At 40.0% G+C, this 16,553-nt stretch carries 12 protein-coding genes; 4 read left to right on the top strand and 8 right to left on the bottom strand.

What is annotated here, in order from left to right; translation table 11 throughout:
• Positions 1-318 precede the first annotated feature (318 nt).
• Together VB693_RS17440 and VB693_RS17435 are read right to left on the bottom strand one after the other, a co-directional pair.
• Positions 319-4,323 (bottom strand): hypothetical protein, encoded by a 4,005-nt coding sequence (locus tag VB693_RS17440; RefSeq protein WP_323267357.1) that lies wholly within the window; start codon positions 4,321-4,323, stop codon positions 319-321.
• A 283-nt stretch (positions 4,324-4,606) separates the two neighbouring features.
• Positions 4,607-5,080, bottom strand: coding sequence for a hypothetical protein (locus VB693_RS17435; RefSeq protein ID WP_323267356.1), 474 nt, complete (start codon positions 5,078-5,080; stop codon positions 4,607-4,609).
• Between the two features lie 216 nt (positions 5,081-5,296).
• Here VB693_RS17435 and VB693_RS17430 point away from each other — a divergent pair, with 216 nt between their 5' ends.
• Together VB693_RS17430 and VB693_RS17425 are read left to right on the top strand one after the other, a co-directional pair.
• Positions 5,297-5,431: a hypothetical protein gene (locus tag VB693_RS17430; protein WP_323267355.1), complete on the top strand. Its 135-nt coding sequence runs from the start codon at positions 5,297-5,299 to the stop codon at positions 5,429-5,431.
• 451 nt (positions 5,432-5,882) lie between these two features.
• On the top strand, positions 5,883-8,459 hold the full coding sequence (locus VB693_RS17425; RefSeq protein WP_323267354.1) for a PAS domain S-box protein: 2,577 nt from the start codon (positions 5,883-5,885) through the stop codon (positions 8,457-8,459).
• 30 nt (positions 8,460-8,489) lie between these two features.
• Here VB693_RS17425 and VB693_RS17420 read toward each other — a convergent pair whose 3' ends face one another.
• Positions 8,490-8,816 (bottom strand): XisI protein, encoded by a 327-nt coding sequence (locus VB693_RS17420; protein ID WP_323267353.1) that lies wholly within the window; start codon positions 8,814-8,816, stop codon positions 8,490-8,492.
• A gap of 291 nt (positions 8,817-9,107) precedes the next feature.
• Positions 9,108-12,221, bottom strand: a complete 3,114-nt coding sequence (locus VB693_RS17415) for an MFS transporter (protein ID WP_323267352.1) — start codon at positions 12,219-12,221, stop codon at positions 9,108-9,110.
• Positions 12,222-12,814: 593 nt separating this feature from the next.
• On the opposite strand from VB693_RS17415, the gene VB693_RS17410 reads away from it, so the two are divergent.
• Positions 12,815-13,021 carry a chlorophyll a/b-binding protein gene (locus VB693_RS17410; protein WP_323267351.1) on the top strand — a complete coding sequence of 69 codons (207 nt, stop codon included), beginning with the start codon at positions 12,815-12,817 and terminating at the stop codon, positions 13,019-13,021.
• Between the two features lie 142 nt (positions 13,022-13,163).
• A complete protein-coding gene (locus VB693_RS17405; RefSeq protein ID WP_237991246.1) occupies positions 13,164-13,367 on the top strand; it encodes a chlorophyll a/b-binding protein in 204 nt (67 codons plus the stop codon).
• Between the two features lie 55 nt (positions 13,368-13,422).
• On the opposite strand, the gene VB693_RS17400 is transcribed toward VB693_RS17405, so the two are convergent.
• The 4 genes from VB693_RS17400 to sfsA form a co-directional block, all read right to left on the bottom strand.
• A complete protein-coding gene (locus VB693_RS17400) occupies positions 13,423-13,905 on the bottom strand; it encodes a gluconokinase (protein WP_323267350.1) in 483 nt (160 codons plus the stop codon).
• Between the two features lie 165 nt (positions 13,906-14,070).
• On the bottom strand, positions 14,071-15,240 hold the full coding sequence (locus VB693_RS17395; RefSeq protein ID WP_323267349.1) for a transposase: 1,170 nt from the start codon (positions 15,238-15,240) through the stop codon (positions 14,071-14,073).
• A gap of 202 nt (positions 15,241-15,442) precedes the next feature.
• Positions 15,443-15,616, bottom strand: coding sequence for a hypothetical protein (locus tag VB693_RS17390; RefSeq protein ID WP_323267348.1), 174 nt, complete (start codon positions 15,614-15,616; stop codon positions 15,443-15,445).
• Between the two features lie 80 nt (positions 15,617-15,696).
• The gene (gene sfsA, locus VB693_RS17385; protein ID WP_323267397.1) at positions 15,697-16,422 is read right to left on the bottom strand and encodes a DNA/RNA nuclease SfsA; all 726 of its coding nucleotides are present in this window, start codon (positions 16,420-16,422) and stop codon (positions 15,697-15,699) included.
• Between the last annotated feature and the right edge of the window lie 131 nt (positions 16,423-16,553).

Here is a 16,553-nt window from a genome sequence, read left to right as displayed (position 1 = left end):
AATTCAAAACCATCAATGTTTATTCAATATCTCGTATAACTCAAATTATCAATTTTTTACTCGGTACTTTGACATCTGAAGTCCAAAATTTGAGTTCGGAAAGGGAAGTTTCGGGTTTTGAAGTCGAAATGTCGAGTTCAGAGGCTCAACGTTGGTGTTCTGAAAGCGAAACTTGGAGTTCCGAAACTGAAGTTTCGAGGTTTTTGCTCGGATGTTGCTGTTTTGAAGTCGGAACTTCGTGTTCTGAAGTGCAATTTTCGAGTTATGAGGTTAAATGATGGTGATTGTCTATCCAACCACCTAACTTTTGACTTAGATTTATTCTCCTTTAATCCCAGCCTCAATTGCTTTTACAAATGGGCTAACCCACCACTGATCAGAAGCCTTCTGAAGTGCTTCAAATATAAATGCTTGTCCTCCAATTTTTACGCGTTTCATCAAAGTTGGGTTTTGTTTTACTTGTTCCACTGCTGTTGTGACAAGTTTTTCTTGTTCAAGTTCAGTTGAAGGTTGGTAATTTTCTGTAAGGCGGTTGAAGATTTGCTGAATTTCATCAAAAGTATCTACTAGATTTTGTTCTGGAGCATAATTGTGTTGAATCTGGTCTCCATTGATAGTGCTGTTTATATTAGCAGCGTTTACAGCGTTGTTAAAGTTGATAATTGGGTTGTTTGATTGGTTCATAATCAAAACTTCTGCCTGAATGTGTGTAGTTTGAAATTCTATTGTATTACTTACAATTTGTAGTATCTCTTCTGGTTGAAGTGGTTGCCAATTCTTGCGTCGCATAACCGACTGAGCGTTGAGCAAAGTTATTTTTAGCCATGTTAATTCAGGAAACTGTTCAGAAATACGCTCAATTTCAGTAGACGCTTGAGATGTGCCAGTTTCTCTCAGTTGTGTCAGAACATTATCTCTAAAACCAGCAATGCTTTCTCTAACTCCTACCCAGTAAACACCATCATGTCTTGGATCTTCAGCATGAGGATATTGTTGTACTAGCCAGATATATAAATCAGCTAGCTGCTTTTCTGTGATGGGCAAATAAACACCATGTGAGTAGCGGTTAGAAATTGCTTCCAATACTTCCCGTCCAAAATTTGTATCTTGCTGAATGGCTGACCAAACAATCTCCCAGGTAACAGGTTCTGCACATCCCACTAATTCCTTAGCTGCAAATACTGCTTTTTGATGCGCTTCTTCTTCTAGAGGTAGAGGAATAGACACAAGCGATTGAGCAAACTTTCTCGCCTCAGTCGATTCATGTTTTAACAGTTCTTCAAGTAACTGACTTAAGAATTTAGGTTTAATTGCTGTATCCTTAGCTTTCTGTAAAATAGCCGCTTTAAACCGTTCATTCCAGCATTTATCAAATTTATAAAGGATGGATATAGAATCATGTTCTTTATTCTCTTTATCAATAATTAATAGCAACGTATTTAAAGTTTCAGTTGGAGCATTGATATATGCAAGCTTGACTAACTCAGTATAGTATTCTTCTCTTTGGGAGTTGGAAGGAAAACCAACTATAACTGATGCCCATCTTTGCCAAACCTCAGATGATAGAGCCTCTAAAAATTTTGGAGTTTCTTTCAAAAGTAGTTGTAAAGCTCTACAGCCTGCTAACGCTGCTCTATTGAACTTGTTTTTCCCTATCCAATCATAAGCAACTTGAATGAATTCCTGAATATATTTTTCAGCACCTTTAATAATTCTTTTACGAGTTTTTAGATCGGCTTCTTCCCATCCTGGAAGTTTAGTTAAATCTGACTCAAACTCATTTTCATAAAATCGACTATCTGGCTTAAGGCACATTTCCCTATTAAGTTGCCACCAAGCTGATAGATTGCCTACATCCAGTTGATCTAAGAGTAAAACGATTCTTTCTTTAGGTGGGGGATTGAGAGGTGGGTTTTGTCTAGATTTTTCTCTTTCCTGCCTCTTCTCGTAATCAGCTTTCAGGATTTCAGCCTGTTCTAAATTTAAATCAATAGTTGTAAAATAAGATATAAATCCTTCACGTAAGATGTTATTAGTCTGGGTAGCTGTAAGAATAGCATCTATTTGCTTTGCATCTTGACGGTTAAATGACCACTGAATTATGTTTGACCAAATTCGCTCTTCCTGAGAGTCAACATTTTTCAGTTTGCCAAGCATCCAGATAATATCATCACTTTGAATAATATAATCTGTTAATCCACTCACTAAAAAATCTGCTTCCTCTCCAGAAGATATAACTTGTGCAACTGCCTGATCAATAAGTTTTCGCCGTTTATTAGTATCATTGATAAGCGAAGTTTGAAAATTATTTTCTAATACACTATCACGAGTTATAATTTTTTGGTATTCTCTCCACTGTATTAGAGTTACTTTAGTAAAATACTCTGAAATTCTAGGTAAATAAAAATGCTCCCAAGCTTTGACAATAATGGCATCTCCCAATGTCTCAAAGGGATGTTCAAAATACCTTAAACCCTGTTTTTCTAACCATTTAAGAGCAAATGCTAAATCATTTGGTTGCAGTTTTGGTAAAAGTTCAAAATTCAGAAACATTTGATATGCCCCAAAGAAGTTTCTCTGCTTAGGTGGGGTAAGAATATCAAATAGATCCTGTGCCATTAAGTGTTCAGACCAAAGTGCGCTCAAAGCATAACCTTTAAGCTGATCATCTTCATCTTCCAATATTTGATCACAAGCCAGAGGTTTTAATTTCAATCGTGTAGTTGTATTGTCAATCTTACCAATTGCTTTTACTGCACTAACTCTGAGATAAATTGATTGGGATGAATCAAGTGCTAGGTTTACTAAATCCTCTTGAAGTTCATCTACATTGCAAGCTTCAGCAATATCTATCGCTACCTCTCTTGCTTCAATTGGCTTACTAGAATCCTGAATATATAAACGTAATTGCACAGCTAACCCAGAATGTTTAAGTTTCTCGTATCTAAAATAATTATCTCTATTTGAATCAAATAATTTTCCCTGTTCGTAATGTTTCAATAAGTTATCAACTATTGCTGCTCGAATATCTGCATCTGTAGGTATATCACTTTGCAACAACACATCAGGATCAGTCTTCATGATTTCCTGAAGTACATCATTTCTCATACTAGCTAGCCATGCAGCTGTCTCATGAAGCTGAGGTATTAACTTACGTTCAGGATCTTCAGGTGAAACAAACAGTTGCATTATCCTATTCAAAGGTATTTTATTATGATATAAGTACCATGCAGCAAGAAATTCAGCATAGGTCTGGTGGGCGAACCCAATTCGATGCTGTCCACGCGAAGAAAATAACTCTGTAATCGATAAAATTTCTTTTTTAATGCAGTTTTCGTCAAAGAAAAATTCTTGCTGCTCAATGTTTTCTTTACCTATACACAAATTACCAATAGCAATATCGGTCTTAGGCATATCCCCGTATTCTGGATTGAGCCAGATAGCAGAATTATTAGAAAATAGAAGTAATACAGCAATTCTACTTGCTATAATTAATCGTTTTTTTGCACTTAAATTGCCAATATTTCCTGAGTCACGGCGATCTGGGTTAACTTCTTCACACATTTGTAAACAACCTTCTTCGTATAAATCTTTTTGAGAAGAAGGAAACCGCCCATTTTGATAAATGCCCAGAATAAATTTTAATGTTATTGGCTTGATAGTCAGAGGAATAGCATTTTTGTTAAAAACTTCCTGTAAAAAATCTTCAGCATTTATGCCTCTTCTATTCGCTTCTTCAATTACATTTTCTCGAAGTAGAGGAGCTAACTGATAGACTCCTACATTAGTTTCTTCCCACTTGTCTTTTAGCGTCTTCTCTAAGCTATCTTTCCAATCCGCCGTCCTACAAGTGACCCGAAAATATAGACGATCGCAAGGTAGCTTTTCTATTTCACGCTTGAGAATAATGATAATTTTCTTGATGGAAAGTAATCCTTCATCTAGGCTATCTAAAAAAAGATGTAATTTATGTCTTCCTTTAAGCCAAGCTTGAAACGTTTCATTAATAAAGATTGCATCACACAGATCCTTATCTGAGTCATAGTTAATAAGTTTGAACCACAAACATACATCTTCTGAACCACTAAGCCTCTGACTTATTTGAAAATATGCGTGTTCGGCTGCTGTAGTTTTACCCATACCAGCTTCACCTAGTAGCACCAAACATGGCTTTTCTAAAATGGTATCAAAAGCAAGTAATTCAGGATTATATATGTGTCCCCACTCTTCTTCAGGATTGCATAAATAACCGCCGCAAGTGTACTTGAGAGTTACTGATAAGGGATACCAGAACCGTTTAAATTTGTAATCTTGAGTTGGCATTTTTACCGAGAATAAACAGAAAACATTTTTACTATATTAACTCAGCCAAAATTGTAGTCATGCCACATAATAGTCAGGCTTTTAGAATAAAATACTACTAAGATCGCCTGCTTAACTTCACCCTTCAACCTTGGAACTCGAAATTTCGTCTTCAGAACTCAAAACGCCAAGCTTTTTACTCCAAAAATCAAGCTCAGAACTCGGAACGCCGAGCAATTTACTTCAACATCCGAGTTCTGAAGTTCACACTTCCTCTTAAAAAGTGCAACTGTCGAGTTATTTTCTACAACACTGCTGCTTGAGGCTTGGCTTTCCGAGATTTACGCGCAAACCTTTGTCCCATTTCCTCAACTACAGCGTCTAATCCTCCCGTTTGTCCACTGGCTTTAGCATAGTTATATACCTGCAACGCGGCTGCATAAGCTTCACTACCCACCGCCAAAGATGTATCATCAAGCAATTCTTGCAACTGTGTCAACGCCAGCAATAAAGGATACAACGCTTCAAATAATTGCACATCCTTTCGCATTTCTTCCAAGTCAAAAGAACGTGGTAAAAACTCTGGGTTCTGTGTCGCCACCTCTAATGCTTTGCTGACAAAGGCTCGGCTCTTATCTCCCATCTTGGGTAAGGCTTTCCGCTCTTCATTATTCAAATCAACTAAAAATGGTAGCTTTTCTTTGATTGTAGCGATCGTTTGCAACAAGGCATCCTTATCTGTTGCACTCAGCGTTGCACTAACAGGACTCCTGGGCATAAACTTTGATCTCCAGTATGGTTTTCTAATTTAGAGTTCCCATCTATACAAACCAAATTTATACGTAGAAATACAGGTTTAATCACACCAGTGCTGCATTTCAACGTCAACATTAAACTATAGTTATGTGAATATCTTGAATGAATTAGATATCTATGAACAGCTAGATCAATTAATGACTTTACTTAAAGCTAAAGCTTACAGTGTAATTAATCAATGACCAGTAATTCACGCCCCGCTACCGCTACACTCATTTGGCATTTTGGCACATATGGCATTTTTGAGGTTGGTATGGTGATATTCGCGAATGTCTTTATGCGACAATACCGACTTGCAGAATCCCTCGGCTAACGACCGGGGGGCTTTTTTAACAAAAATTCAAATTCTCCCTTGACAAAAAAATTACCTCCAAGTTAGACGCTTTCGGAGGCAATGATCAAAGACATTTAATTGTGGACTAGTCTATATATAAATTTATCTGTACAGTAGAATACATTCCCTCTATCTCCAGCAATAGTCAGAGTTAAGTTTATAGGTGATCAAAGTACATCCAACATTGTCTGACTGCGATCGCTCCCATAAAAGGTATTATCTAATGTCGGGTGGGCAAAGTCAGGCCTACATTACTTCGACTAAATATCTAACCCTAGATAGATGACAGGTATAAATATACAACCTTTGAGATAAATTTCTATATATCTGATGAGGGATTGATTTGTTTAGTTAAAAAATTCATACTCAATCTGATTTATGCGGTGCATCATAATTGATGTCGCATTATTAATTTAGAATTATTTTCCCAATGTCAATCCCAAATGTTGACCCGGCTAACTGTGAACTAACTCAGGAATTAATATCTTTACGAGGACGGGTTGCTGAGTTAGAACAATTAGAAAAACAGTATCAGCGCAGCCAAGCATTGCTTGAGCAACAACTGAACGCAGCCGGGTGTCAGCCGCCTGTGCAATTAGTTGAGTGTCAACTTCCTTGCCAGCAACTACAACAAGAAATTAGCGATAGACGACAGGTAAAAACGGCTTTAGGGGAGAGTGAAGAACGGCTGAGGATGGCTTTAGATGCTGCTAATATGGGGTTTTGGGATTGGCATATCCTGATTGAAAAAGTCATCTGGTCGGAAAATCATGCACTTTTATTTGGTTTAATTCCAGGAAGTTTTGCTGGTACATATGATGCGTTTTTATCCTGTGTGCATCCTGAAGATAGACAAAAAGTCATAGAGAAAATTTCCCAAAACCAAGCTAGTAAACCGCATTACAGTGATCAATTTCGCGTAGTTTGGCCAGATCACACAATACATTGGATTGCTGCTCAGGGAAAATTTTTCTTTGACCAACAGGGACAGCCGATAAGGATGATTGGGACGTGTATGGATATTACCGAAAGCAAACAGATAGAAGCAAATACACAGCATCTGGTGAACCAAGTTCAAGAACAGGCTAATATCTTAGATGCTATTCTCGCTACCTCAGTAGATCACATTTTTATCTTCAATAGCACAGGTCAATATCAATATGTCAGTCATGGGGGTGCTGCGACTTTGGGTCTTCATCCAGAAGATATGGTTGGTAAGACTGTGCAAGAACTTGATTTACCAAAAGATTTAATCGAAACAGTAGAGTATCAATATCAAACTGTCATGGCAACCGGCACACCGATCAAAGATGAGTGTGAATATGTGACAGTAAATGGTACACAATACTATGAATACATACTGACACCACTACGTAATGTTGACAAAAATATTGAGGGTGTAATCACAGTCTCTCGTAACATTACAGAACACAAATGCGCTGAAAAATCTTTACGAGATAGCGAAGCTAGATTTAGGCGGTTGTTTGAATCCAATTTGATTGGGGTGGCGTTTTGGACTGTAGATGGCTTGATTACTGATGCTAATGATGCTTACTTAAAACTAGCTGGTTACACCCGTGAAGAGTTTGCTGCTTTAGGTAAAATCGATTGGCGAGAACTTACTCCTCCAGAGTATAGACCTTTGGACGATCGCGCGATCGCTGAAGTCAAAGCCAATGGTGTTTCCCAACTTTACGAAAAGGAATATATCCACCACAACGGTAAACGGGTAGCAGTGGTATTAGGCATAGCTTTACTCAACGACTCGCAAAACATGGGCGTGGCTTTTGTTCTGGATATTAACGAACGCAAGCAAGTAGAACAAGAGCGCGATCGCTTACTATCTCAAGAAAGATTAGCACGCGAAGAAGCAGAGATTGCCAATCGCATTAAAGATGAATTTTTGGCGGTTCTCTCCCATGAACTAAGAACCCCACTCAACCCCATCTTAGGTTGGTCAAAATTGTTACGTTCCCGCAAGTTTGATCAAGCTACTACTGAACGAGCCTTAGAAACCATTGAACGTAACGCTAAACTGCAAACGCAATTAATTGAAGATTTATTAGATGTTTCCCGCATCCTTCGAGGCAAACTGACATTAAATGTCTGTCCTGTAAGTATAGTTATGGTAGTGGAAGCGGCGGTGGAAACAGTACGACTGGCGGCAGATGCTAAATCTATTAACATTCAGACTTTTCTTGATCCTAATTTAAGTCAAGTCATGGGTGATCCCAATCGACTACAACAGGTAGCATGGAATTTACTCTCTAATGCAGTCAAGTTTACACCCCCTGGGGGTAGAGTAGATATTCACCTCAAAGAAGTTAATCACCAAGTACAAATTCAAGTCAGTGATACAGGTAAGGGCATTGCACCAGATTTTTTGCCCTATGTGTTTGATTACTTTCGTCAAGCCGACAGTACAACTACCAGAAAATTTGGTGGCTTGGGTTTAGGACTCGCGATCGTGCGTCAGGTCGTAGAATTACATGGTGGCACTGTTGCAGCCCTCAGCCTTGGTGAAGGTATGGGTGCTACCTTTCGCGTCAATTTACCACTGATACACAAACCTGAACCAATGAGTTACGAAGACGATCAACCTTTATCCACTAGCCATCCATCACCTATGCTTTCAGGTAGAAGGGTTTTGGTAGTAGACGATGAACCAGACATCAGAGACTTAGTAAGTTTTATTCTGGAAGATTACGGTGTCGAAGTTACTGCCGTGACATCAGCACAAGAAGCATTAGATATACTATCTGAGTCGTTACCAGATATTTTAATTAGTGATATTGGAATGCCAGAGGTAGACGGTTATATGTTGATACGGCAATTAAGACAGCAGCCACCACAACGGGGGGGAAATATCCCGGCGATCGCACTGACTGCTTACGCTGGGGAAATCAATCAGCAGCAAGCAATCGACGCTGGGTTTCAAATGCACGTATCAAAACCAGTAGATCCAGATGCTTTGATTGAGGCGATCGCTAGTTTGATTAGTCATTAGTCACTAAGTTTTTTTCTTGTCTTCCTTGTCTCAATATCCAGTCTTTACAGCCTGTGATTGAGGTAAGAAAGCCAAAATTATATCCGTCTCTGGAATTCCTCTATTAATTAAGTCTTGAGTAATACCAGTTTCCATGCCATCATATTCCACCCAAACTTTCCCATCTTGAATAGTGACATAAATCAAATTTCCTCTAACTCGTCGTCCCCTTTCCCAGCCTACCTGCATGAGTGCATAACGATTTTGGGTATCATCAAATACTGTGTCTAGTCTAATTTCACCATGAGACGGACGAAAACTAGCGTATTTCTGAATGACTTGTTTTACAATGTTTCGATAAACCGTGTTGGTATCCATTGCTTGACCTAGCTACAGTCTACACACAAGATAGTTAGTCGATACATTAGCAATATCAGGCGATACATTGGCAATGTCAAGCGATACATTAACAATGTCAGGCGATACATTAACAATGTCAGGCAATACATTAACAATGTCAGGCAATACATTAACAATGTCAGGCAATACATTAACTCATACTGTGGATATTATCTCTTTGCGGCATGAATTGTTGATTTTTTACAGTTCCTATAAAAAAGCCTCCCATATTTAGGAGGCTGAAAATTAAGCGGAGACAAATTTGTTCAACTACACTAAGACAACAGCGATCACGCCTCCAAAGGCTGCGAAAACGGCGGATACTACTGCTGTAGCAAATAACCACCAAGCGGCTGAAGCGGCTGCTTTGCGGGTTTCTTCTGCTTGTCTTTGGGCTTGATGTTTGACTTCTTCTAAGCGGCGTTCGGCTTCATGTTGTAGGCGTTCGGCACGTTGTAAGACTGTATTACGTGCGCGTTCAACTTGGTCAACAATCCGGTTAGCATCGGCTTCGGAAATATCCTCACGAGAACTCATGATGGCTACGAGGGTATCGCGGTTGAAGGATGAGAGGCGATCGCGCAATGCGTCAAATCCTGCCTGGGGGTCTTCTAATAATGTGCGAACATCGTGTTTAACACCATCGTAATTGAGTTCGGGACGCTCTAAGGAGTTGAGATAGTGACGAATCCTTTCAAAAATTCCATCAATCACATCTTGAATGCGCCGTTGGATTCCCCGCACCTGTTCGACAAATTGATCGCGGACTGAGACGATATTATCTGCTATGCGGGCAGCTTCTTCATCGCTGATATCTTCGCGAATTTTTAGCAGAGCAATAATTGTACCCCGGTCAAAATGTGACAGGCGATCGCCCAAACTTTCCATCCCTACGCCGGGATCATGCAGTAGTAACTGCACATCGCGCTTGATGCCTTCTGGGTTCAATTCTTCCTTGCCAGTATGTCGCAGATATGCTTCTAAATAAGCTTGGAAGTTCTGCACTCTTTGTTGGGTGCGGGTAGCTAGGCGACGGGGCGCACGGACAATGTTACGAATGGAAGTTTGCACAGAGTCAATCACTTCGTTGACTTGGGCTTCACTCAAGTCTTGGCGTTGACTGAGCAATTTTACCAAGGTATCTCTGTCCAAGTGTGACAACCTCTGCCGCAGTGCAACAACTCCCTCACTAGGATTTTCAAACAATCTATTTAAATCCCGTTGAATCCCTTCTGGGTTAAGTTCTTCCTTGCCAGTTCTGCGTAAGTAATCGGCAATAGTTGTAGTTACAGAATCATATTGTTCTTTGGCTTTGTCTGCTATAGCTTGCGGTGCATGGCGGACACTGTGCCAAGATTCCTCAACAGTATTGATGATTTGATTAGCTTGGTCTTCGTTGATGTCTTGCCTTTGACTCAATAATTGTACTAGGGTATCACGGTCAAAGCGAGATAACCGCGCCCCAATTGCCGTCATTCCGGCTTGGGGGTCTGCTAGCAAGGTTTTCAGGTCAGCCCGGATGGCATCGGGGTTTAATTCGGCTTTGTCGGTGTTACGCAGATATGCCTCGACATTTAGCCAGAGGGTTTCAGCTTGATATTTGGCTTGTTCTGCCAAGTTTTTGGATTCTACCAAACTGCGATCGCGTTGTCTTTCTAATTGATCTAAAATGGCATCAACTTCGTAGGACTGCATATCATTGCGTTCTAGCAATATATCTCGCATCTGTTGACGCTCAACTATAGCCAGTCGCCGCGATAGGGTTTCATAATCTGCTTCGTGGTCTGTTACTAAAGGTTTGAAATCTTTTTCAATCCCTTCTGGGGTCAAATCAGCCTTAGCCGTTACTAACAAATAACTGTTAACACGGCGTTGCAAGTCTTGGGATATCTCTCTTTCAGCTTCAGCAGTGACTATTACTAGCACTTCCTGACGCACCGCTTCCAGGCGATCGGCTATGTGCTGAATTTGAGTTTGAGTCAGTAATCCCCGGTCTTGGAGAATATTCACAAAATCCTTGCGGGAAAGTCGTTCTAGTTCTCGCCGCACTGTACTAGGATCGGCGGCTGGATCGTAGATCACATCACGAAATTCTTGGGCAATTCTATCCTCACTCAATTGCCAAGCATAGGTGTTGTGCAGATAGTTTTCTACATCAGCGCGAATCGGGCTGTAAGGTTGGGAAGGTGTAGGCAGTCCTAATTTATCAGCTTGTGTTGTAGCTTTTTCTTTGGCTGTAGTCAAGGCGTGCCAGATTTTTTCCACATCTAAATCTGATAAATCTGCCCGTCCCAAAGCTACGCCAGTTAAAGCAGATATTGCTTGCTGGATTGTACTCTGAATCGGCCCTGGGGCTGTTTTTTGATCAGCTTCCTTCGCTGGACGCATTTCTGCAATCAACCGATCTAGTTTGGCATTGAGTTCATCGGTTTTGGTTTGTCCAGGTGGCATCGTTTTGAGATAGTTAACCAACTCACCCAGGTTGTCTTGTACAGGTTTTTGTTGACCTACAACTTGTTGCCAAACCTTGTATAGATTATCAGCGATGCGGTTGATATCTCGCTTCGACAGGTCTGTACGGCTGCTGACTAACTCAACAAACTTTTGGCGGTCAATCTGACGCAAATCAGGGCTACCAGCAATTTCTCTCAGCTGTGGGTCTTGAAGTAAACTTTCAAATTCCCGGCGAATATGAGATACGTCTAATTCTGGTGGACGCAGCTTTTCAATATAATCTTCTATGTTTTCTCGGATACTGATCGGGTCGATCGCACTGCCTAATTCCCGCCGTACCGCAGAGGCGGCGGCTTCAGCTGTGGATACTACTTGCTGATTGACGGCTTTTGCACCGAGGGCTGCGGTAGCTGTTCCCATAATCGCCTGAAAACCAGAGGTGGCGGTGTGAACTACCGAACCAATTAATGAACCTACAGTAGTAGAACTCACCCACACCAATAATAAAAAGTATGCACCCCAAATCACTAAACCTAGAATTGCTCCCAATCCCGGATCTAGAACCAACAGGCTCAACTTTACTGCGAGAAAAGAGGCGATTAATAAGGCAATAGTGACAGAGATTAATGTCCACAGTCCGACCGCCGTGCCAATTTTGCGAATTGTCCCGCCAAAACTGCCGCCTGCATCCGTACCTGAATCAGATGGACGACCCAAATAGGAAATCCCTGCGGCTACGGAAAGATTGGTTAATACTAATTGGAAAGCAAAAGCTAAAATCACTCCAGACAGGAGAGCAACAAAAAAGCGCGGCCCAGCAGTCAGCAGTGATAATTGTGCTGGTGAGACCCCTGGTGGAGTAACGGGGATTTGTGCTACCCACAATAGAGGCTTGTAGAGTGCGAGTATAATATCTGTACTGTGAAACATTGTATTTCCTTGCGCTAATAATAATTGCTAAGTGCTGGGTGCTAAGTGGGTAAGGGCGGATTTAAGCAAAAATAAGCAAAAGTCCGCTCACTCATTACTTAGGACTCAGCACTAAGTTAGTCAGTTTGTGAGTAGCAAGTGTATTTGATGTATGTATTTATGGCATTCCCTACAATTTTATTGTTAATATATAGAATCCTTAATTTTGATAGTTAAAATCATCTTCCCAAAGATTGAAATCATATCTTACGGGAGATAGAAGTTTGTATTTTTAACCGCATTATTTTAAAGAGATTTATAAAAATGGGAGCAAAAAATCCTTATAGAACACAGAATAATACATTTATTTTTTAATAATTGTTTGTGCCTTATTTCTTTTAAGAAATATCCTCATAATCCATGAGACTTTAATGCAAATTTACGTTTATTTACAAATAAGATGATCGTCACCTCCTCAAGATGGATTTGACAATATAAAAATGTTTCCATTAATCGTCCGCAAGAAGTGCTTAGAGATTGTATCTACCGACAGAAAGCAATTCACTGATAAATAGCTAAAGTTAAGTTAAGTAACAAATTGTTAGGAGCAAAAAATGGAAACTCGTTCTTCCACTAGTAATCTGCCAACAATTGCTACCGAATATAACGGACGCGATCGCAATGCGTTTTTATTTGGTTGGAATCCCCAAGCGGAAATTTGGAACGGTCGTTTGGCGATGATTGGCTTTCTCGCTTACTTGCTTTGGGATTTAGCAGGTTATAGCGTCCTGCGGGATGTATTGCACCTCATTGGTTACTAACCAGACTTACGCAATCATTACGTATTTTCGTCATTGCGACCGTAAACAAGCAATCGCAAAGCTTTGATTTTCGTTGTGAGTGGGTAAATCCTAACTAAAACAAAGCTTTGAAAAAACAGTTCTGAATATTTAGGAGAAAACAATGGAAACTCGTCCTTCTACAGATTTACCACCAGTTGCTAATGCTTACAATGGCATAGACCGCAACGCCTTTATCTTCGGCTTTAATCCCCAAGCCGAACTCTGGAATGGTCGTTTAGCAATGATTGGTTTTCTAGCTTATTTACTGTGGGATTTAGCAGGTTATAGTGTATTGCGTGATGTGCTACACTTCATCAGATATTAATTTGCTAAGGGTTGGTAATGGGTAATAACTTCTTCCCAATTCCCAACTCCCAAAATCAACCAAAAGTAGTCTTGAGAAAATTCACAATCTCTTCTGGGGGTTGTGAAATATCTATATATATAGCGTTATTAGGCTCTTCAATGGTGTTAAATTGGCTGTTGAGGAGTTTTTCGCTCATAAAGTGACTTTGGCGTTCTTGCAGCCGTTTTTGGATAATTTTGTCTGCTCCTTTGAGGTAGACTATCTTGATGTCACTGCTATCCCCTACTAAAAATTGTCGATAACTGGCTTTGAGTGCGGAACAAGCTAAAACTACATTTCTATTTTCTTGCAACCATTGCGCGATCGCATTTCGTATATCTTGCAACCACGGTATTCTATCAGCATCATCAAGGGGAATACCCAGGCGCATTTTCTCAATATTTGCTGACGAGTGAAAATCATCCGCGTCTTGAAATTCCCATCCCAAAGACTCCGCCAACAGTTTACCAATGGTGGTTTTACCAGAACCCGATACACCCATGATGATAACTATCATTGACGGCTAAAGATTACTAGTAGTGCGACAAGGATTAATTCCCGATTGACACTCTCACCTTCAAGGCTTTCCTACGGAACGCTCCGCGAATGCCTGTGAAGGGAGATTCTTGTTTCATCCCCACTTACCTAGACTAGTATTACTACTAGCCCCCGACAGTACGAGTCAACAAGCATTTTCTAATACCGTCTGCCCTACGGCATTTACACCACGATTTCTAATTACCTGCGAAGCAGCAACATCTCGATTTGTTGTATATCCACATTCAGGACAAGAATGTATTCTTACATCTAATGTTTTCTTACCTGTATGTGCATTACAACAAGGACAAGTTTGACTAGTTCTGTCCTTGTTGACTTTGCCAAAATACTTACCTCTTTTCCATGATACGTAACTCAATATTGTAAAGAACTGTCCAAAACCAGCATCAAGTGTATGTTTACCAAGCATTCCTTTAGCCCATGTCCTAAAATCAATATCTTCTACAAATATTGAATCACCCTGGTCGCAAATCTTGTGTGCTGTTTTAAAGTGAAAGTCCTTTCTTGTATCAGAAATCTTTTGATGTAATCTAGCTATCTTTACGTTCAACTTCTTGCGGTTATTAGAACCTAGCCTTTTATTTCTCAATCTTCTTTGTAGCAATTCCAGCTGACGTTGGAGAGATTTAAAAAATTTAGGTCTAGCAATTAGTGTGCCTTCAGAAGTAGCTAAAAAACTTTCTAAACCAATATCAATCCCGATAGGATGACCATGAAAGGAAATATCAGGTACATCAACGTCTGCCTGTAAAGACAGCATAACAAAATATCCCGATGCCCTTCTCACTACCCTAGCTTGTTTAACAACAAAGCCGACGGGTATTGGTCTAGATTGATGAAAATTAACCCATCCGATTTGAGGCAATTTAAGTTGATTGGCTTTAAGGACTTCTCCTTTTAGCTGGGGGAAGACAAAACTTTTCATCCTAAAGTGTTTTTTGAATCTAGGAAAGCCGAAATTTCTAGCTTTCATATCATCCCATGCCCTATCTAAAGTTCTCAGAACTTGTTGTAAGACTTGAGCATTTACACTTTTCAATTCGGGATTATTTTTCTTCGCTTCAGTTAATCTCTTAGCTTGGACATGATAATTAGGAAAAGGTTCATCAGCTTTGATAATGTATTCGCATTCAAGAGAGCAAGCATTCACCTTACACTTACGCGAATTAACCCAATCCTTTCTTTCTCGTAAAGCATAATTCCAAACTTTACGACACACAGTTAAGATGTTTTCAATATCCTCAATCTGTTGTTTTGTTGGTTTGAGCTTGTATTCGTAAGTAAGTGTAAGCATTCTCTTGCTACGCAACGCTACCGCGAACGACCACTTGAATGTTTATGTATCTTACTGTTTTCTACACACGCTGTCAACCTATGTAAACTGTCTTCCTGCGGTCGGTTTTATATTGGTCGCAATTCATCTCTCCGGCAAGCTAACACTGTGCCGGGAGTCCTCTTGCTCCATTAAAGATAGATTTGTTGTAGAGACGATAATTTTAAGCCCAGTGAAAAATTGCCTGCATACCTTGTTTAAACTTATCACTGATGAAACTCACTGAAAATCCGACAAAGCCAGAAATAGTTTTACCGATATTTTTACCGATTTCTTTGACTGCTTCCGAAAAAACTAGAGTAGCAATAGCATTAGCTGCAACTGAGAAAGTATCCATAACTGAATCCATAAATTCAAAAATCCTACTTATACTAGTATGCTATTGCAGATTTGTCATGTCTAAAAAAATACTTAAGTTTAAACTCTGAGCTTTGCCAAACCTAGATAACGAATACCTTCGGGGGAAATATCAAAGCGGCAAGGTAAAACCTCTAAACCAAGTGCGATCGCATCCCGTAATAACTTACCATAAACAGGATCAGCATTATCACCAGGGGCAAACTCTGTACAATCACCCCGATTAATCAAGTACAACATAACTGCACGGGTTTGGGGAAGGAGTGCAGTTAGTTCTCGTAAATGCTTTTGTCCCCTGGTAGTTTCGGTGTCCGGGAATAGTGCTAAAGTCCCTTCACACCAAGTTGTGTTTTTCACTTCTAAATAAATCGGGCGTTCTGCGTCAGTCCCTGTCAACAAGAAATCTACCCGGCTTTTCTTATCATGTCCATAAACTACCTCGCCTTTAATTTGGCTATAGTTACCCAATTCTGGGAACAGGTACTTTGCTAAAGCTAACTTCACTATCCGATTGGGCAAAACTGTATTTATACCTACCCAAGTCGGCTGATTATCGTGTACCTGAATTAGTTCTAGAGTGTAAGCCAATTTTCGCTTAGGATTATCGCTTTTAGAAAGTTGTACCACACTACCAACGGTTGATACTCCAGTCATCGGGCCAGTATTGGGACAGTGTGCTGTAACTACTTCCCCAGTAGCTAACTGCACATCAGCAAAAAAGCGTTTGTAGCGTTTTAGCAAAACACCAGGATACAGAGGCGGATAACAGTAAAGCCAATCAGTCATGGAAAAAGTAAATGCAGTGACAAAAACATTTTCCCAGATTTCCAGGTTCATAGTCAGGACTACAGTCCTTATATTTTTGAGGACGTTAGTCCTCAATACGAACAGCACATATCATGAGATGACAACTTTGG

The organism is Anabaena sp. UHCC 0399 (assembly GCF_034931465.1).
Taxonomy (GTDB): Bacteria; Cyanobacteriota; Cyanobacteriia; order Cyanobacteriales; family Nostocaceae; genus Trichormus; species Trichormus minutissimus.
The sequence above is the reverse complement of the archived record's forward strand: the minus strand, read 5'-3'. Positions and strand labels throughout refer to the sequence as shown.